The organism is Nonomuraea sp. NPDC049655 (assembly GCF_044465465.1).
Classification (GTDB): Bacteria; Actinomycetota; Actinomycetes; order Streptosporangiales; family Streptosporangiaceae; genus Nonomuraea.
This window is the reverse complement of record NZ_JBITLS010000014.1, coordinates 50507-69353: the sequence shown is the minus strand read 5'-3', so window position 1 is coordinate 69353 and position 18847 is coordinate 50507. Positions and strand designations below refer to the sequence as shown.

Here is an 18847-nt window from a genome sequence, read left to right as displayed (position 1 = left end):
ATGGTCATGACGGGGACACAGCCTCCCCAGGCTTCGCGTGCCCCCGCGTTGTCGATCATCTTCACAGACCGGAGAACAATCCGTGCGATTTTCGGTCGAATGCGGATCAGTTCGTGATCATGCCCTCGGCCAGGTCGGCCGCCCGCGCCAGGGGGGAGCGCCGGTCGGCCGGGCCGTAGCCGCCGCCTCCGCCGGACTCGCAGCGCAGCACGTCGCCGGCCGACACCGGCAGGGCGTTGACCTTGAGCATCCGGCGCTCGCCCGCCGTGCCCGGATTGAGCGTCACCCGTGGCGGAGCGCCCGCCGCGCCACCGGCCAGGCCCCACGCGGGCGTGACCGAACGCTCGAACCACAACGACAACGAGGTGTCGCCGCAGAACTCGTACTCCCGCACCACGCCGTTGCCGCCGCGCCACTGACCGGCGCCGCCGGTGCCCGGACGCATCTCGTAGCGGCGCACCCGGACCGGGAACAGCGTCTCCAGCACCTCGATCGGCATGTCCCGCAGCGAGCCGTTGACGTTGTTGATCAGGCAGGACTCGCCGTCGCCGCCCTCCCACGCCCCCCAGCCGCCGACCGTGGCCTCCTGGGAGACGTACAACTTCCCGGTACGCGGGTCCGTCCCGGTGAACTGCACGATCATCGAGTCCCCGTACGAGGCCGCCGCCGCCTTGCCCGGCAGCGCCGGGGCCAGCGCCTTGACCACCAGGTCGATGAGCAGCCCGAGGTGGGAGTAGTAGTACTGGCAGGCGGCCGGCGACCGCGCGGCCAGCATCGAGCCCGGCCGGGTCTCGACGCTCAGCGGGCGGAAGGAGCCGCCGTTCAGCGGCACGTCCCCCGACACCAGCAGCTTGTACCCCACCCGCACCGCCGCCACGGCCTGCGCCGCGCCGCAGTTGACCGGCCCGCGGGCCTGGTCGGCGCAGTCGGTCAGGTCCACGTGCATCGACTCGCCCGACACCGTGACCCGCACGTTCACCGGCAGCGGCGTGGCCAGGTCGATGCCGTCGTTGTCGAGGAAGCCGGACGCCTCGTACACGCCGTCGGGGATCGCGGCGATGGCCTGGCGTTCCATGCGCTCGGTCTGGGCGAAGATCTCGTCCCGGGCGGCCATGACCGTCTCCAGGCCCCAGCGCGAGACGATCTCCTGCAGCCGCCGCTGGCCGGTCATCGCGCAGCTCACCTGGGCCCGCATGTCGCCGAGCGTGGCGTGCGGGAAGCGCACGTTGCGGGCGATCACCTCGTGCAGGTCGCGGCACGGTCGCCCGCCCGCGTACACCTTCACCGGGCCCAGCCGCAGGCCCTCCTGGAAGATCGAGGTGGAGTCCATCGAGCCGCCCGGGTCCTTGGAGCCGACGTCCAGCCAGTGGGCGCGCGAGGCGGCGAACCCGGCCAGCTCGCCGCCGGCGAAGATCGGGCCGTAGACGGTGACGTCGTTGAGGTGGGTGCCGCCGACGTAGGAGTCGTTCAGCACCCACACGTCGCCCTCCTGCCACACCTCGCGGCCGTACATGCGCTCGGTCTCGCGGGTGCACACCTCCAGGTTGCCCAGGAAGATCGGCAGGCCGGACGACTGCCCCAGCACGTTGTGGTCGCGGTCGAGCAGCGCCACCGCGCAGTCCTTGGCCTCGTAGATCACCGGCGTGTACGAGCTGCGGATCAGCGTGGTGTTCATGTCCTCGGCCGCCTGCAGCAGAGCACATCGGATGATCTCGGTGGTGACTGGATCGATCACTGGACGTCCACCTTCACGATGAGGAAACCGTTGTCGTCGACGGCCGCCAGGCAGCCCGGCGGGATGACCGTGGTCGCGGTCTCCTCGACCACGATCGCGGGCCCGGCGAACGAGCCGGACAGGCCCGCCCGCCGCAACACGGGCGTGCGGTGGACCACCCCGTCGAAGATCACGTCCCGGACGTTCCCTGACGTCTCCTCGCGCGGCTCGGCGGCCCCGGCGGCGGCGCGCGGGAACGAGCCGAACCCGGTGCTGCGCAGCATGACGAACTCGACCGGCGCCTCGGGGGTGGCGTGGCCGTACCGGCTGGTGTGGGCCTCGGCGTAGCGGGCCGCGACCGCGGCGAGGAAGCCCGGCTCGCCCGGCTCGGCGGCGTCGCGCAAGGGGACGGTGAGCGTGTAGTCCTGGCCCTCGTAGCGCATGTCCACGGCGTGCTCGACCCGGCGGCGCTCCTCAGGGACGCCCTGCCCGGCCAGCGCCTCCAGCGCCTCCCGCTCCAACGTCGCCAGATGCCCCGACATGTCGTCGCCGTCGAGCGTGTCCTGCGGCCGGAAGTACGGGTGCGTCAGGTCCCGCCGCACGTCCGCCTCCAGCATCCCCCAGGCCGAGAACGCGCCCGGGAACCGCGGCACGACCACCTCGGAGATGCCCAGCTCGCGGGCGATGAAGACGGCGTGCATCGCGCCCGCGCCGCCGAAGGCGACCAGCGCGAACTCGCGCGGCTCCACCCCGTGCTCGACCGTCAGCGTGCGGATCGCCTGGGCCATCTTGGCGTTGGCCACGTCGCACACCCCCTCGGCCAGCCGCAGCGGGTCCAGGTCCAGCTCCCGCGCCAGCGTGACCACGGCCGCGCCCGCCGCCTCCTCGTCCAGCGTCATCAGCCCGCCCGCGAACCAGGCCGGGTCCACCCGGCCGAGCACCACGTTCGCGTCGGTCACGGTGGGCCGGGTGCCGCCCCGGCCGTAGCAGGCCGGGCCCGGCACGGCCCCGGCCGACTCCGGGCCGACGCGCAGCGCGCCCGCCTCGGCGTAGGCGATCGAGCCGCCGCCCGCGCCGATGGTGTGCAGGTTCACGATGGGCATGAGCACCGGGTAGCCCTCGATGCGGGCCTCGGCGCTGACGTCGGGCCGCCCGTTCACCACGAGCGAGACGTCGAAGGAGGTGCCGCCCATGTCCACGCAGATCGCGTTCTCCCGGCCCAGCATGCGGGCCGCGGCGACGCCGCCCATCGTGCCGCCGACCGGCCCCGACAGCAGCGTCTGCAACGGCCGCCGCATCGCGTACGAGGCGTTGACCAGCCCGCCCGACGACTGCATCACGTGCACCGGCACCGACAGGCCGCGCTCGGCGAAGCGCCGCTCGATCCTGGCCAGGTACCTGCGCACGACCGGCCCGGTGTAGGCCTCCAGCACCGCCGAGGAGGTGCGCTCGTACTCGCGCCACTCGCGCGCGACCTCGTGCGAGAGCACCACGAGCACGTCCTCGCCCAGCTCGGCCCGCAGGATCTCGCCCGCGCGCAGCTCGTGCGCGGGGTCGGCGAAGGAGAACAGCAGGCACACGGCGACGGCGTCGAAGCCCTCCTCGCGGGCCCGCCGCGCGGCCAGCCGCACCGCCTCCTCGTCGAGGGGTTCCAGCTCGCGGCCCCGGTGGTCGAGGCGGCCGCCGGCCTCCATGACGTCCTGGCGCGGCACGAGCGGCGACGGCTTGCGGTAGCGCAGGTCGAACATGCGGTCGCGGTTGCCGCGGGCGATCCGGTAGACGTCCCCGGCGCCCCGGCTCGCCAGCAGCAGCACCCGCGCGCCCTTGCGCTCCAGGAGGGCGTTCAGTCCCTGCGTGGTGCCGTGCACGAAGAAGGAGATGGCCGCGGGGTCGTCCACGACCCGGCCGAGCGCGGCGAACACGCCCTCGGCCAGGTCCCCCGGCGTGGTGGGCGCCTTCGAGGCGGTGACGGCCCCCGTGCGCTCGTCGTAGCAGACGACGTCGGTGAAGGTGCCGCCGATGTCCATGGCGACGCGATAGGTCATGCGCCGCACCGTACGCGCGGGGCGGCGCCGCGATCATGGGCGTCCTGCACAGGGAAGGGACGTCTCCCGTGCATCGCGCTCAACCCGGTGCGCCCACCCGAAAATCTACAACGTAAAGGCGGTAGCCTGGCGGGCGTGTCCCAGTCGTACCTCACCCTCGCGACCGGCGTCGAGCACGAGACCGAGGTGCGCCGCTCCCGGTTCGTCTGCGCGCTGGCCCCCGCCCGTACCGTCGAGGAGGCCGCCGCCTTCATCGCCGCCCGCCGCCGCGAGCACGCCGGCGCCACCCACAACTGCACCGCGTACGTGATCGGCGGGCGGCTGCAGAAGGGCGACGACGACGGCGAGCCCGGCGGCACGGCGGGCACGCCGATGGTCCAGGCGCTGGTCGGCCGGGGGTTCAACGACGTGGTCGCGGTGGTCACGCGCTATTTCGGCGGCGTCCTGCTGGGCGCGGGCGGTCTGGTGCGCGCCTACGGGGGAGCGGTGACCGAGACGCTCGACCTGGTGGAGCCGGTGCGGATGGTCCCGGCCAGGCTGGTGAGCGTCTCGGTGGCCCACGACCAGGCCGGCCGGGTGGAGAACGACCTGCGCGCCTCCCGCTACGCGCTGCGCGAGGTGACCTACGCGGCCGGGGTGACGTTCTCGGTGGCGGTGGGGGAGGACGAGGTGGCGGCGTTCGGCGAGTGGGTGGCCGCGCTGACGGCCGGCCGGGCCCGCGTCGAGGTGGGCGAGGGCGTGCACGTGCCCGGCTGAGGCCGCTCAGCCCTCCAGGGCGTACTGCATGACGCGGAACTTGGCCTGGGCCTCGGCCAGCTCGGCGGCCGGGTCGGAGTTGCCCATGATGCCGCCGCCGGCGAAGAGCCGGGCGCGGTTGCCCTCGATCAGCCCCGAGCGCAGGGCGATGCCCCATTCGCCGTCGCCGTGGGCGTCGATCCAGCCGACCGGGCCCGCGTAGCCGGCGCGGTCCATGCCCTCCAGCTCGCGGATGACCTTGATGGCGGTGTCGGTCGGGGTGCCGCCGACGGCGGCGGTGGGGTGCATGGCGGCCACCACGTCGAGGACGGACGCGCCGTCGGCCAGCCGCCCGGTGACGTGGCTGGCCAGGTGCTGGACGTTGGGCAGCACGAGGAGTTCGGGCTCGTCGGGGGTGTGCAGGGAGGAGCAGAGGGGGGCCAGGGTCTGGCGCACGGAGGCGATGGCGCACTCGTGCTCGTGGCGGTCCTTCTGGGAGGCGAACAGCGCGGCGCCGCGGGCGACGTCGTCGGCCGGGCCGGTGCCGCGGGCGGTGGTGCCGGCCAGGACGAGGGACTCGATCTCCTGGCCGGTGCGGCGGATGAGCAGCTCGGGGGTGGCGCCGACGAGGCCGGCCACGGAGAAGGTGTAGCACTCGGGGTAGCGCCGGGCCAGCCGGGTCAGCAACAGGCGCACGTCGATGGGGTGCTCGGCGGTGGCGAGCAGGTCGCGGGCGAGCACGACCTTCTCCAGTTCGCCGTCGCGGATGCGGCGGGCGGCCCGGGCGACGACGTGCTCCCATTGGGGGGCGGTGAGGCTGCCGTCGCCGTAGCTGATGCGGCCGGGCTCGCGGATGGGGCTGAACGTCTCCAGCGGGGCCTCGCCGACGGTGGTGAGCCAGGCGCGGCCGCCGCGGCGGGCGAGCACTGCGCGGGGGACGACGAGCACGGATCCGGGGGCGTCCTCGTCGAAGGTGAAGCTGCCGAAGGCGACGGGGCCGGAGCCGGAGCCGGGGGCGCGCCCGGCGTCGTCGGCGGGCGCGTCGCCGAGGACGGTGCGCAGCCACTCGCGGGCCCAGGCGAAGCGGCCGGGGCCCGGCGGCACGGCGACGCGGGCGGCCTGGCCCCATCCCACCAGGCCCTCGCCGTTCCTGATCCAGGCGTAGGGCGCCGTCTTCGGGAGGGATGCCAGCAGGTCACCGGGGTCGCCGACAGGGGTGGTGCGAACCGGTAGCGGGCGGGTTGTTCCGAGCGCGACACTCACTCAAGACACTCTATGCGGGAACTGAACACGTTCGACTCGGACCCCCGTGAATGCGGTGTTACTGCCCACGAGCCAGGAAATAACCGGATCTTGACGTTCATTGGGGGCGCCCAGCTCGCGGAGGCACTGTCAAGCGGCGATAGGAAGATGGTCCTGAAATGGCAGACCTCGCCTGAAGGTCATGGTGCGTCCTTGATCGACTCCCTACCTTTGGGGCCATGATCGGTCGTCTGTCCCCTGTCGTCACCGCCGTCCTCGTCCTGGCCGCTTCGGGCCCCGCGCAGGCCGTCGTCGCAGCTCAGCCCGTCCCTGAGACGATGGCGGCGCTGGGCGACTCGATCTCCACGGGCTTCAACTCCTGCGGCTGGTACGTCTCCTGCGCGGCCCGTTCCTGGGCGGCCGGCGACAACGCGCAGGTGGACAGTCACTACCTCCGGCTGCGGGGCCTGGCTGGAACGCTCCACCGGGAGAACTTCGCGGTGCCCGGCTCGACGAGCGCCGACCTGCTCGGCCAGGTCAACCAGGCGATCGCGGCGAAGGCCGATTATGTGACGATCCTCATAGGCGCCCAGGACGCGTGCAAGCGCACCGAGCGGGAGATGACGCCGGTCGCGCTGTACCGCCGGCGCATGGACGCCGCGCTGTCGGCCCTGCGTGCCGGCATGCCGCAGGCCAGGGTGTTCATCGCCAGCGTGCCCGACCTGCGGCGGTTGTGGCAGGTCGGCAAGGGCAACCCGCTGGCCCGCACGTTCTGGACCGTCGGGAGGATCTGCCAGACCATGCTGGCCGACCCGGCCTCGGTGAAGAAGGCCGACGTGGAGCGGCGGGCCCGGGTGCGGGCGCGGGTGATGGCCTACAACAGGGAGGCGGCGCTGGCGTGCGAGGCGATGGGGCCCTCGTGCGACACCGACGAGGGCGCGATCTTCTCCTTCCCGTTCACGCTCGACCACGTCAGCAAGTGGGACTTCTTCCATCCCAACCTCGCCGGGCAGAAGGCGCTGGCCGAGCAGACGTTCGAGCACGGCTTCGTCTGGGAGGACCCGCGCTAGCCCGACCCGGGTGAGTGGCCGCCTTCCGGCGCGCGGGAAGAAAAGCCGCGTGCGCCGCGAAGGATGGGTGAAAGCAATGATCACCCACCGGAAGGCACACTCATGACGGAGACGGGCACATGACCGCCGACGTGGGCGAGCAGGTGACCGACGCCGACCTCGTCGCCGGCTACCGGCGGAACCCTGAGTTGTTCACCGCCGTGTATGACCGGTATTTCCGTGACGTCTACCGGTACGTGGCGGGACGCCTGGGCGCCCAAGTGGCCGAGGACATCGCGGCCGAGACGTTTCTGCTGGCGTTCGACCGGCGTGACCGTTTCGCGCTGGAAAAAGGTGCTCTGCGGCCCTGGCTGCTCGGCATCGCCACGAACCTGGTGGCCCGGCACCGCCACAAGGAGGCCCGCCGGTACCGGACGCTGGCCCGGCTCGGCCCCGTGCCGGTCGTGGAGGGGCACGAGAACCGGGTCGTCACCGCCGCGACCGCGCAGCCGTACCTGGCCATGGCGCTCGCCTCGCTGAACGGCGGCGAGCGTGACGTGCTGCTGCTCCTGGCGCTGGGCCAGCTCAGCTACCTGGAGATCGCCCAGGCGCTCGGCATTTCCCTCGGCACGGTGGGCTCGCGGCTCAGCCGGGCCCGCGCCAAGATCCACGCCCTCACCGACAAGGAGACCCCTCATGCGTGACCTGGAAGAGATCGCCGCTTTGCTGGACGAGCCGGAGCCGTCCGCCGGGGCGGTCGCGCGCGGCAGGGAGCGTCTGGAGCGCAGGGTGCCGGCGGGCCGGGCGCGCCGGCGCGCCGGCTGGCTCGTCCCGGGAGTGGCCCTGGCCGCCGCCGGTGCCGTCGCCGCGGTCGTGTTCGCCACGGGGGCGCCCACGAACGACGGCGCACCGGTCACGGGCAAGGAGGTCCTGCTCATGGCCGCCGTCCGCGCGGAACGCACCCCGCAGGGCTCCGGGACGTACTGGCACGTCACGCGCCGGTGGCTCTCGTCGGACGCCCCGCCGATAGAGAGCTGGACCAGGCGCGACGGCAAGCGCTGGACCAGGGCCGTGCCGGGGGATCCCGCCGGCGCCGTCATCCCCGCGCCGGAGGGGAAGACGCTCAGGCTCAAGGGCGCCAGGGTGAGCTTCGAGGAGCTCGAAGGGCTGCCGACGGACCCCGAGGCGCTGAAGGCGTCGCTCGTCGCGCGCAAGGGCCAGGAGAGGGACATGTCCGCGTCCGAGATGCGCGGCGATCCCACCCTCACCCTGCTCGCGCTGATCACGGACCTGCCGGCGCCCGGGGAGGTCCGCTCGGCGGCGTTCCGCGCGCTCGCCGCGACACCGGGGGTGGAGAACGCGGGCGCGGTCGAGGGCGGTCAGCATCTGCGCATTCCCGACCCCGACGGCGACACGGACATCGAACTGGTCATCGATCCCGAGGAGGCCCGGGTGGTCCGCGCCAACCTCATCCTCGTCGACGACGGCGACCTGGCGTTCAGCGCCCAATTCATCTCCGTGACCACCGAGTGGACGGACCAGCTTCCCGCGGTGAAGAGCTGAGGCGGGATGCCGTGAGCCCCGCGGGTGATCGCGACCGCTGACGGTCCTCCTCTCCCGCACGCGTCCGCCCCCCGGGCTGGAAGGCCCGGGGGGCGGACGCGTCGTGATTCAGCTTGTCGGCCGTACGGGTCAGCCCACGGCGTAGGCGCGGGTCACGGTCTGGGTGACGCCGTCGCCCGCCTTGTCGGTGACGGTCGCGCGCAGCGAGACGTACCCCGCGGTGGCGGGGTTGTCCAGCCACGCCGTCCAGCCCGATCGGCTCGCCCGGACGTGCACCGGCCGCCACGTCCTGCCGTCGTCGGCGGACGCCTCCAGCTTGATCGAGGAGACCGCCGCCCTGGCGGCGCCGGGAGCGCGTTCGACCTGGATCGGGACGGTGGTCCGTGATCCCGGCCTGGCGCGGTTGGCGTCACCGAGGCCCTGGGGCGCGTAGCGCACGGCCATCAGCGGCAGCGGCTCGGGCTTGGCCGTACGGGCCGAGCGGAAGGTCCAGACGGCGTCGACGCCCGTGGACAGCTCGGCCTGCGATCGCCGGGTGGAGGCGGTCAGGGTGTAGGCGGTGTCGGCCTGCGGCAACGTGGCGGTGAGCGTGCACTCCTGGCCGGGGTAGGGCAGGCAGCCGGTGATGCCGGTCGTGGCGATCTGCTTGCCGTTCCCGGTCAGGGTGAGGGTGCCGGTCGCGGTCGCGTCCATGCCGGTGCGTCCGGCGGCTCCGCTGCTGTACAGCCCGTGGGCGGGGAAGGCCAGGGTGTCGCCGGCCCGGCTGCCGCCAGAGGCGGCGAACGAGGGGCCGGTCACCGCGGCGTTCCAGACCTGGGTGAAGTTCCTGTCGCGCACCGGGCCGGTGCCGAGCTCGGTCAGGCCGCCCGTGACGAACTCGTCGTTCCACGCGAATCCCGGGGTGAGGTACCTTGTCACGCTGCTCGGCAGCGGGATGTCGTCCCAGATGCCCATTCCTGGCGAGAGGGCGTCGCCGGGCAGCACCGGCGCCGTGATCAGGGTGCCGGTGGCGCCCGGGACGGTCGAGCGGTAGGTCTCGGTCGCCTTGACCAGGTCCCGGGTCCGCGCGGCGTACCCGGGGGCGTCGGGGAAGCCGTCCGTCCTGTGGTCGACGAGGTCGTAGCGGTACGGGCTGGGCGTCGTGTCCTTCTTGGTCCAAGTGGACTGGGCCAGGTAGGTGAGCCCCGGCTGCCGCACCGGGACGACGTAGAACCCGCCGGAGTAGCCGAACGCGATCATCGCGGTCCTCCAGGGCCCGTTGGCCACGGAGAGGGCGAATCCGGCATCGGGGACGGCGGTGGGGTCATCCACCGTGAACGTGATCCGCTTCGCCTGGCGGCCGTCGACCGTCAGCGACACGTCGGCATCGCCGACCTCGAACGGCCGGTGCGCGAGCGTCAAGCTGTGCTCCGCCCTCCCGAGGATCTCGGTGTAGAGGTTCCAGCGTCCCTTCGGCAGCCTGATCCTGGCCGTGCCGCCGTGGAAGACGAGGTTGCGCGGCGCGCCGGTCGCCTGGTCGTAGACGACGCCCTGCGCATACTCGGTGGCGGCCCCGTCCCTGTCCTGGACGGTCACCGTGACGTCATGGGACTCCGGCTCCACATAGGCCCCGGCCGGGGTGCGGACCACGGTGTCACCGGCCGTGGCGGTGACGATGCCCGGATGGTCGCCGGGGCCCTTGCCCTCGGCGTCGATGGTCACCGTGACCGACGCCTGCCCGCCCGCGGGCACCTCCAGTCGTCGCGGCGACAGCGTGAGCACGTCGGAGCCGGCCGCGAGGTCCAGGGTGACGGGGGTGGCCCCGGTGTTGCTGTAGGTGATCTTCCCGGTGGCCCGCCGCTCGCCCGGCTGGTCCCAGGGGAAGGCGGCCCACACGCCGGTGGGAGTGGCGATCACCTCCTGGGCCAGCGAGCGGAGCACGTCCACCCGCCCGGTGCCCTGCTGGTACGGCGTGGCGCCGTCGGTCGGCCGGGCACTGCCGACGAGCGCCGCCTTGAGCTGCTGCCCGCTCCAGTCGGGATGGCGCTGGGCGAGGATGGCCGCCGCTCCCGCCACGTGCGGACTGGCCATCGACGTGCCGCTCATCGCCACGTGGGTTCCGTCGGCGGTGCCCGCCGCGGCGGCGGCCATGATGTCCACGCCGGGGGCGGTGACGTCCGGCTTGACGGCGTGGTCGCCGATCCGCGGGCCCGTGCTGGAGAAGTCGGCCACCTGGTCGGAGCGGTCCACCGCGCCGACGGTCAGCGCGGCGTCCGCGCTGCCGGGGCTGTTCACGCTGCCCACGCTCTGCTCGCCCTCGTTGCCCGCGGCCGCCACGAACAGGGTGCCCGTGGCCTGCGACAGGGTGTTCACCGCCTGCTCGATCGGGTCGAGGCCGGCTTCGTCGGGGGAGCCGAAGCTCATGTTGACGATCTTGGCCTTGACCTCCGTGGCGGCCCACTCCATCCCGGCCAGGATCGCGGAGTCGCTGATCTGCGTGCCCAGCTTGCCGAAGGCGATGCGGGCTCCCGGCGCCACGCCGCGGTACTTCTCGCCGGCGCCGGCGATGATCGAGGTGACGTGCGTGCCGTGCCCGAGTCGATCGCTCATGTCAGGCTCGTCGGAGAAGTTCCGCGACTGGGTGACCACGTCCTTCAGGTCGGGATGCGTGAGGTCGTACCCGCTGTCGAGCACGGCGACCGTGACGCCCTGTCCGGTGAAACCACGCTGCCACGCCTCGGTCGCGCCGATCTGCCTGGTGCTGCGGTCCAGGGTGTAGGTACGCCGGCCGTCGAGCCAGATCCTGCCCTTGCCCGCGGCCAGTGTGGACGCCCCGCCGAGCAGGCTCCGCCACGCCTCGCCCGCGCCCTTCTTGGCCACCCGCTGGGCCATCATGTCGAGGGCGGCCAGCCGCCGGGTGGTGGCCGCCCCGCGCAGCGCGGGGGCGCTTCCCTGCGGCGACTGGGTGATCAGCGGGATGTCGGGCGTGTCCGCGTCGCCGTAGCGCCAGGCGAGCAACTGGGTGACGTCGAACAGCCGCTCGTCCAGCACCCCCTGGGCGACCAGGGGCGCGGCGTCGGACGGGACGACGTACAGGTGCCCGTCGCGGTAGCCGGAGGAGAAGTGCACCTCCCGGGCCGTGCCCGGCTCCACCCGGAAGCTCCTGCCCGTGACCACGACCCGGTCGCCGGTCAGCAGCGTCACACTGCCCGCCGGGCCGGAGCGCGGCTGTCCGGGCCGTGCCTGGCCCGCGTCGGCCGTGCCGGTTCCCGTTGTCGCGCCCACACTCAGCGTGCCTGCCAGGACCGCTGCCAGCAGTCCCTTGCCTAACGTCATTGATCCTCGCAAGAAGAGAAAACGATCGCTTTCTCTCCTCTTCCGCGTAAGGCGGATTCTTCTTCCCTGGGCCCCTGAGGCGGGGGACGAGCTAGCGGCACTGCGCGAGCATGGCGTTCTTGTCGGCCCTGGTCACGGGCAGGTCGTACTTGAGCGCGACCTGGGCGAAACGGGTGACGTACGCGCAGCGGACCCGGCGCTGGGGAGGCAGCCATCCGGCCGGGCCGGAGGCGTCCTTCTCCTCGTTGGCGCGGCCGTCGACGGGTAACAGGTTGAGCGGGTCGTTGGCGAAGTCGAGGCGTTTCGACATCGGCCAGCGCGGCGCGCCCATGCGCCAGCCGTAGTTGAGCGGCACGACGTGGTCCACCTGCACCTCGTCGGCCTGGGCCTTGTGCCAGGAGATGAGCCGGCCGGTGTAGGGGTCGGTCAGCTCCATGGCGACGACCTCGCAGCTCGACCCGGGCCGGTACTCGACGCCGGTGCCGTCGCGGGCGAGCAGGTCGTCGCGGGTGCGGCAGCCGTTGCGGGCGTAGGGGACGCCGGTGGCGGTGTCGGCCCAGTTCTCGCCGTACCGGCTGCGGGCGTAGCCGGTGTTGGGGCCGCGGTCCTTGACGCGTAAGCGGCCGATGAGGGCGCGCGCCCTGGCCTTGTCGCCGTCGGACAGGACGGGGGCGAGGCCGGGCAGCGTCCCGCTGGCGTTGCCGAGGGGGCTGGCGGCGGTGGCGGCGGGGCTCTTGGCGCTGCCGATGAAGGAAGCGACGATGACGGCTCCGGCGAGGATCGCGATGGCGTCCTTCGTGCTCAAGCAGCCCTCCGTGGCTCCCGCGGGCGAAGTTGTCTAGAGAATTCCCGCCATCGCCGGATTTGACACAGGAAGGCTTCCGTCACTGATCGACCCCGCGCCGCCTCACCCGCACTCCCCACCGCTCGCGCAGCTTCTCCACGCCTGCCCAGTACACGACGACGCCCGGGATCGTGAAGACCGCCGATCCCCATCCCTGCTGCAGGAACACGTTGCCGATCGCCAGCAGCAACGGCGGGCCCAGCACGCCCCACGTCCGCCACTCCGAGCCCAGGACCCAGCACGCCAGACGGTGCAGCCGGAACCATCGGGGACGCAGCGGCTCCTTCAGGGCCGCCCGGAGCCGCCACACCCCGCGCAGTTGCCGCAGGGCGTACCGGGACTGCCCGGCGGGGGTGGCTCCGGCCCGCGCGAGATGGTGGAGCTCGGCGTGGAACTCCTCGGCGTACCGGGCTCTGTGGGCGGGTGGCAGCAACCGGAGTTCGACGTCGATGAGCTTCTCCGCCGGGCGTGCGGCGGTGACCGCCCGCGCGGCGGCGACGCCGGTCGCGGTGTTCCGCGGCGGTGGGCCCGCCGGGTCCTGCGCGGAGAACGTGGCCGCCTGGTCGGCGAGCCGCCGGTGCAGCCCCGCCCCGAGGGCCCACGCGCCGGGGAAGCCACCGAGCAGGGCGCGGGCCGTCTCGTAGGCGGGCGCCAGGTCGCGGACGACGGCGGTCTCGACGGCCCGGAACAGGCGGTGGACGACGAGCAGGTCCTCGCGCAGGCGGGCGTCGAGGGAGCGGGCGAGGACGAGCAGGCCCTCCAAGGCGCGAACGAGCCCGGAGTCCTCGGCCGGCGTTCCCCGAAGGTCCTGTTCGACGAGCGTGATCAGGTGGTTCGTGCCCTCGTGCGCGATGCGGAGATGCAGGTTCACGGTGGTGAGCAGTTCGAGGGTGCCGTGCGGGCCGCCGCCCGGCAGGCGGCGGCCGAGCGCGCGCTGGTCGGCGGTGCCGAGGTCGAGTCCGCGCAGCTCGGTCAGCGGCGCTTCGACCTGCGCGAGTCCGGCGCTCGCCGCCTCCAGGCGGTGGCCGATCCGCCGGGTCTCGCGTAACGCCTCGCCGGACAGGCCGCGCCTGGCCGGTGCCAAGGTGTTCACGCCACACCGCCGGAGGGCCGCAGCCGCAGGGCGGCGCGCTTGGCGGCGGAGCGGTCGAGCGCCTGCCTGGCCAGCTGGGCGCCGTCGGGGGTGAAGCGGTAGTAGCGGCGGCGCGGGCGGCCCTCCTCGCGCGGATCCAGTTCCTCCCAGCTCGACTCCAGCCAGCCGAAGCCCTCCAGCCGGGCCAGGATCGGATGGATGGTGCCGCTGGGCAGCCCCGCCGCCGCGCAGATCTCCAGGCCGTACATGGCGCGGGTGGGCTCATCGAGCAGGGCGCGGAGCACGAGCATGGTCGGCATGGTCATGCGGGGAAGGCTTCCCATGGTCTAATTCTACCTAGGGGTGCCGCGGGCCGCCAGATCCCTCGACGCCGCCCTTCGCCGAGCCGGTGCAGGTCCGGCCCGGCGGTGTGCCGCCCGCCCCGCTAGGCCCGGGGCCCGGCCGGCCCGGTGGCCTCGACGGGCCCGGTGGCCTCGTCGGGTTCGGAGGCGGCTTCGGGGGCGGCTTCGGGTTCGGGGCGGGGCGGGCGGACGTACGTGCCGTTGCGGCGGGCCACCAGTTCGGCCAGCAGCTCGTCCCACTTCTGGCCCACCGCGTGCACGTCGTACGTGCGCGCCGTCTCCAGCGCCGCCGCCGCCAGCGACCGGCGCAGCGGCTCGTCCTCGATGACGCGCATGATGGAGGCCGCCAGGTTGGCGTTGGTACGCGGCTTGACCAGCAGCCCGTCCACCTCGTCGGTGATCATTTCCTTGGGCCCGTGCGGGCTGTTGAAGCTGACGATGGCCAGCCCCTTGGCCATGGCCTCCAGGATCGTCATCGGGAAGCCCTCGTGCCGCGAACTGAGCACGAAGATCGACGCCTTCTCCAGCTCGGCCCCCACGTCGCTGGTCGGCCCCGGCAGCTCCACCTTGCCCTCAAGCCCGGCCTCGACGATCTGCGCGGCCAGGTTGTCCTCCTGCGGCCCGGCGCCGAAGATGCGCAGCTTCCAGTCGGGGTGCGCGGCGGCGACGGTCTCCCATGCGGTGATCAGCCGGTGGAAGCCCTTGAGCCGGGTCATCCGGCCCACGGCGACGACGACCTTGGCGTCCAGCCTGGACACCTCGCCGCTCATCGGCGGGACGGCGTTGGGGATGCGCGCCAGCTTCTTCGGCTTCTTCGGCAGCGTGCTGCGGTAGTCGCGCAGGTCGGCCTTGGTGAGGGTGACCAGGGCGTCCATCCGCCGGTACCGCCACTTGATCAGCTTCTGCATCGGCTCGGCCTGGGTGCGCAGGGCCACGTGCTCCTGCCCGATGGTGATCACGCCCGGCTGCGCTAACTGCGCCATGGCCAGGTTGAGCCCGGGACGGGTGGCCATCAGCACGCCGCTGTCGAGCGAGCGGATGTAGCGGGCCAGCTTGTAGTCGGTCCACAGGGTGAAGCGGTGGTAGGCCGTCTCCTCCGGCGGGATCAGCTTGCTGGGGAACTTCGACAACATCGCCCGCAGCGGATCGGGGCTGGGCTTGAGCCGGTCGTCGAGGAAGCGGAAGCGCACCCGCGGGTCGATCGGGAAGAACGGCTCCTCGGCCTCCTTCAGGATGCTGACGATCTCGACGTCGTGCTTCTCGGCCAGGTAGCCGGCCAGGTTGAACACCGTCCTGATCGTGCCGCCCATGCCGTTGGCGTGCAGGAGCAGGATCCTGATGCGGTCGGTCGACGGCGGCGGCGCGTTGCGTGCCTTGCGGCGGTTGTACCCCCGGTACAACCGGACCATCGCCGACTTCCCCCTGCGTGCCAGTGCGCGCACCTGGACGATCCCCCTTGTGCTCGGTTGCATTCGCATGCGCGCGGAGCCGGTCGTCAGGCCGCGCGCGAGCGGAGTGCACATGTCATCCCCTGTGCGCTTTCCCCGCCTATGATCTTTAGACGCCCAAGAGCTTCCTAAGGTTGCATACCTGGCCGATGCGACGGATCCGGCGTATGCGGCGAATGCTCGGCAAGCAGGCCCAGGGCGACGTCGATGGCCCGCTCCAGCTGCGTGTCCACGCCTTTGGCGTAGTCCTGCGGGGTGATGTCCACCTCGATGTCGGGATCCGTGCCGTAGTTCTCCACCTGCCAGCCGACGTCGTCGAAGGCGAAGGAGAACTCCGGCTGCGTGGTCACGGTCCCGTCGGCGAGCCGGTGGCGCGGCCAGATGCCGATCACCCCGCCCCAGGTGCGCTTGCCGACCAGCGGGCCCAGCTTGAGCAGCTTGAAGGTGTGGCTGAAGATGTCGCCGTCCGAGCCCGCCCACTCGTTGGTGATGGCCACCAGCGGCCCGCGCGGCGACTCGGGCGGGTACGGCTCCGGGTCCCCCCACCGCGGGTAGTCGTAGCCGAGCCGCCGCCTGGCCAGCTTCTCCAGCAGCAGCGCCGAGACGTGCCCGCCGCCGTTGAAGCGCACGTCCACGATGAGGGCGTGCCGGTCGTACTCGGCCAGGAAGCCCCGGTGGAACTCGCCGAACCCCTCGGTGCCCATGTCGGGGACGTGCAGGTAGCCGATGCGCCCGCCGGAACGCTCGTGGCACTCGGCGCGGTTGAGGTTCACCCAGTCGCGGTAACGGGCCGGCTGCTCGTCGGCCAGCGCGCGCACGGTCACCGTGAACACCCGCTCCTCGCGCCGCAGGGTCAGCTCCACCTCCTCGCCGGCCTGGTTGACCAGCCGCTCGTTCGGGGTGGCCGCGCGGCCGATGGGCGCGCCGTTGATGGCCAGCACCGCGTCCCCCGGCCGTACGTCGAGCCCCAGCCGGTTCAACGGCGAGGTGGCCTCGGGGTCCCACGGGTCCCCGGTGACGATCGCGCGCACGCGGTAGACGCCGTCGCGGTAGTCCCAGTCGACGCCCAGCTTGCCCTGGCTGTAGTCCGGCCCGGGACGGTACTCCCCGCCGCTCTCGTAGGCGTGGCTGGTGCCCAGCTCGCCGTGCAGCTCCCACAGCAGGTCGGAGAACTCGCCCCGGGTGGTGACCCGGTCCACCAGCGGTTCGTAGCGCCGGTACACGCCCGGCCAGTCGACGCCGGCCATGTCCTCGGTCCAGAAGTTCTCCCGCTGCAGCCGCCACGCCTCGCGGAACATCTGCCGCCACTCCGACTCCGGCGCCACCGACACCTTGACGCGCGACAGGTCGATCCAGCCGCTCTCGCGTCCGGGCGGGTCGTCGTCGTGCTCGGGCACCTCGCCGGCCCTGACCACGCGCAGCCGGCTGCCGGCCCGGTACAGCAGCGTCTTGTGGTCGCGGCCCAGCTCGAACGCGGTGACGCCGTCGGCGAACGTCTCGTTCCTGCCCTTGGCGAAGTCGTACAGGTGCAGGGTGTTCTCGCCCTCCAGCGGGCTGGTCAGCAGCAGCGCCTTGCCCTTGAGCCCGGCCACCCCCTCGTAGCGGCCCTCCGGCAGCGGGAAGGCGGTGACGCGCGCGGCCAGCCCGTCCAGGTCCACCCGGACGGCCTCCACCGGCTCGTCCTCCTCCTCGTCCTTGCCGTTGAGCGGACGACGTCCGGGCACGAACGGGTCGGGCGCGTCGGCCCGCAGCGCGATCGCGTACGGCCGGGTGCCCAGCGGGAACCCCAGGTCGAACTGCAACTGGTCGTAGACGGGCGAGAAGACCCGCTGGCCGATGAAGTACAGGTAGCGGCCCTGGGGGTCGAAGGCCGGCATCGAGTCCTTGAGCACCGGCTCGGAGGCGGCCACCGTCCGGCCGGTCTCCGGGTGGTGCAGCTTGATCGCGGTCGTCTGGGCGTTGAGCGGCCCGGCGTAGGCCAGCCACTCGCCGTCGTGCGACCAGGCCGGGTCCTCGGGGGGCCCGTGCGGGTTGCGTTCCACCAGCGTGGCCGCGCCCGTGGTCAGGTCCAGCAGGTACAGCTCGTGGCGGTGGTTGACCACGGCCACGCGGTCGTGCGCGGGGTCGGGGACCAGCTCGTTGATCCGGCCCAGCCGGGCCACCTCGACGCCGCAGCCGCCCTCGTGGCCCTCCAGGATGACCAGCGTCTCCTCGTCGGACTCGCCGCTGGCCGCGGCGATCAGCCGCACGCCGTCGTTCAGCCAGGTCAGGAAGCGGTAGCGGACGCCGTCCGGCTCGCCGTGCTGGCTCACCGGGCCCTCCCAGTCGGCCATCGCGTACGCCTTGCCGCGCGAGGTGATCGCCAGCGCGCTGCCGTCCGGGCTGAGGGTCGCGCTGTCGAGGAAGTCCTCGGCGTCGACGAACCGGCGGTTGCGCTGCGTCCTGGAGCTGGCCAGCCGCACGTCCAGCCGCCTGGGCCCGTCGCCCGGCCCGTCGCCCGGCCCGTCGCCCGGCCCGTCGCCCGGCCCGTCACCCGGCCCGTCGTCCGGCCCGTCGTCCGGCTCCAGCAGGTACAGGTCGGCGCCGGCGTGGTAGACCAGCCGGTGGCCGTCGCCGGACAGGTTGCGCGCGTAGTAGTCCTCGTGGTGGGTGTGCTTGCGCAGGTCGCCGCCGTCCGGAAGGCAGGAGTAGACGTTCCCGACCCCCTCGTGGTCGGACAGGAAGCACACCCGGCGGCCGCTCCAGCACGGCGAGGCCAGGTTCCCCGGCAGCCGGATCAGCCGTCTGAACTCGCCGTCGCCGTCGGTGTCGATCCACAGGTCGCCGACCGTGCCGCCGCGGTAGCGCTTCCAGCGCGCGGGGTCGGCGGTGTTGCGGCCGAGCACGATCATCCCGTCGGGGCCGTGGGCGATCGAGTTCGCCGGTCCGTACGGCAGCCGCTGCGGCACCCCGCCCGGCGCCACGCGGTGCAGCCATTTGCGCCCGGCGAACGGCTGGGACTGGTCGCTGGCGTACAGGATGCGGCCCTCGTGGTCCCAGCCGGTGACCGTGCAGCGGGCGCCGTGGAAGGTGACCCGGCGCGCGGCGCCGCCGACGGCCGGCATCACGTAGACCTCCTCCGGGCCCTCCTCCCGGCCGACGAACGCGATCTGGTCGCCGCGCGGGGAGATGCGCGGGTAGCCGGCCTCGGCCGCCCCGGCGGTCAGGCGGAACGCGCGGCCGCCCTGGGCCGAGACCATCCACAGGTCGTCCTCGGCGGCGAAGACCACCACGTCCTGAAAGACAGTGGGAAAGCGGAGATAGGCCGACATGTGCGCAGCTCCTCTTCCACCGGACAGCCGAGGGCCGCCGGCCCCCGGCTGCGCGATTCACCTCACGGGGTCATCCCTCGTCGGTCCTTCGGGTTTCCTTCTTGGTCTCCTTGGCCTGCCGGCTCGTCTTGATCGCCTGCTTCTTGG

At 72.8% G+C, this 18847-nt stretch carries 13 protein-coding genes; 4 read left to right on the top strand and 9 right to left on the bottom strand.

Features of this window, described 5'->3' with window-relative positions; translation table 11 throughout:
* Positions 1 to 106 precede the first annotated feature (106 nt).
* Positions 107 to 1735, bottom strand: coding sequence for a hydantoinase B/oxoprolinase family protein (locus ACIBQ6_RS37740; protein WP_397217974.1), 1629 nt, complete (start codon positions 1733 to 1735; stop codon positions 107 to 109).
* Complete coding sequence (locus ACIBQ6_RS37735) at positions 1732 to 3759, bottom strand: hydantoinase/oxoprolinase family protein (protein ID WP_397217972.1); 2028 nt, start codon at positions 3757 to 3759, stop codon at positions 1732 to 1734. Before ACIBQ6_RS37735 ends, ACIBQ6_RS37740 begins: the two co-directional genes overlap by 4 nt.
* Positions 3760 to 3894: 135 nt before the next feature.
* Between ACIBQ6_RS37735 and ACIBQ6_RS37730 the strand changes: the two genes are divergently transcribed.
* A complete protein-coding gene (locus tag ACIBQ6_RS37730) occupies positions 3895 to 4515 on the top strand; it encodes a YigZ family protein (RefSeq protein WP_352364154.1) in 621 nt (206 codons plus the stop codon).
* Positions 4516 to 4521: 6 nt separating this feature from the next.
* Here ACIBQ6_RS37730 and ACIBQ6_RS37725 read toward each other — a convergent pair whose 3' ends face one another.
* A complete protein-coding gene (locus ACIBQ6_RS37725; protein WP_352329030.1) occupies positions 4522 to 5757 on the bottom strand; it encodes an isochorismate synthase in 1236 nt (411 codons plus the stop codon).
* A gap of 218 nt (positions 5758 to 5975) precedes the next feature.
* Here ACIBQ6_RS37725 and ACIBQ6_RS37720 point away from each other — a divergent pair, with 218 nt between their 5' ends.
* The 3 genes from ACIBQ6_RS37720 to ACIBQ6_RS37710 all read left to right on the top strand — a co-directional run bounded on the left by ACIBQ6_RS37720 (position 5976) and on the right by ACIBQ6_RS37710 (position 8348).
* Positions 5976 to 6806 (top strand): SGNH/GDSL hydrolase family protein, encoded by an 831-nt coding sequence (locus tag ACIBQ6_RS37720; RefSeq protein WP_358299115.1) that lies wholly within the window; start codon positions 5976 to 5978, stop codon positions 6804 to 6806.
* A gap of 119 nt (positions 6807 to 6925) precedes the next feature.
* The gene (locus ACIBQ6_RS37715) at positions 6926 to 7489 is read left to right on the top strand and encodes an RNA polymerase sigma factor (protein WP_358299118.1); all 564 of its coding nucleotides are present in this window, start codon (positions 6926 to 6928) and stop codon (positions 7487 to 7489) included.
* On the top strand, positions 7482 to 8348 hold the full coding sequence (locus tag ACIBQ6_RS37710; protein ID WP_397217969.1) for a CU044_5270 family protein: 867 nt from the start codon (positions 7482 to 7484) through the stop codon (positions 8346 to 8348). The genes ACIBQ6_RS37715 and ACIBQ6_RS37710 overlap by 8 nt, the downstream gene beginning before the upstream one ends.
* 129 nt (positions 8349 to 8477) lie before the next feature.
* On the opposite strand, the gene ACIBQ6_RS37705 is transcribed toward ACIBQ6_RS37710, so the two are convergent.
* The 6 genes from ACIBQ6_RS37705 to ACIBQ6_RS37680 form a co-directional block, all read right to left on the bottom strand.
* On the bottom strand, positions 8478 to 11663 hold the full coding sequence (locus tag ACIBQ6_RS37705; RefSeq protein WP_397217967.1) for a S8 family serine peptidase: 3186 nt from the start codon (positions 11661 to 11663) through the stop codon (positions 8478 to 8480).
* A gap of 91 nt (positions 11664 to 11754) precedes the next feature.
* Positions 11755 to 12468 (bottom strand): HNH endonuclease family protein, encoded by a 714-nt coding sequence (locus ACIBQ6_RS37700; protein WP_358299124.1) that lies wholly within the window; start codon positions 12466 to 12468, stop codon positions 11755 to 11757.
* A 79-nt stretch (positions 12469 to 12547) separates the two neighbouring features.
* Complete coding sequence (locus tag ACIBQ6_RS37695; protein WP_358299126.1) at positions 12548 to 13600, bottom strand: hypothetical protein; 1053 nt, start codon at positions 13598 to 13600, stop codon at positions 12548 to 12550.
* Positions 13597 to 13923, bottom strand: a complete 327-nt coding sequence (locus ACIBQ6_RS37690) for a PadR family transcriptional regulator (RefSeq protein ID WP_397217965.1) — start codon at positions 13921 to 13923, stop codon at positions 13597 to 13599. Before ACIBQ6_RS37690 ends, ACIBQ6_RS37695 begins: the two co-directional genes overlap by 4 nt.
* A gap of 101 nt (positions 13924 to 14024) precedes the next feature.
* Positions 14025 to 15383 (bottom strand): glycosyltransferase family 4 protein, encoded by a 1359-nt coding sequence (locus tag ACIBQ6_RS37685; RefSeq protein WP_397217963.1) that lies wholly within the window; start codon positions 15381 to 15383, stop codon positions 14025 to 14027.
* A gap of 134 nt (positions 15384 to 15517) precedes the next feature.
* Positions 15518 to 18700: a PDZ domain-containing protein gene (locus tag ACIBQ6_RS37680; protein WP_397217961.1), complete on the bottom strand. Its 3183-nt coding sequence runs from the start codon at positions 18698 to 18700 to the stop codon at positions 15518 to 15520.
* Between the last annotated feature and the right edge of the window lie 147 nt (positions 18701 to 18847).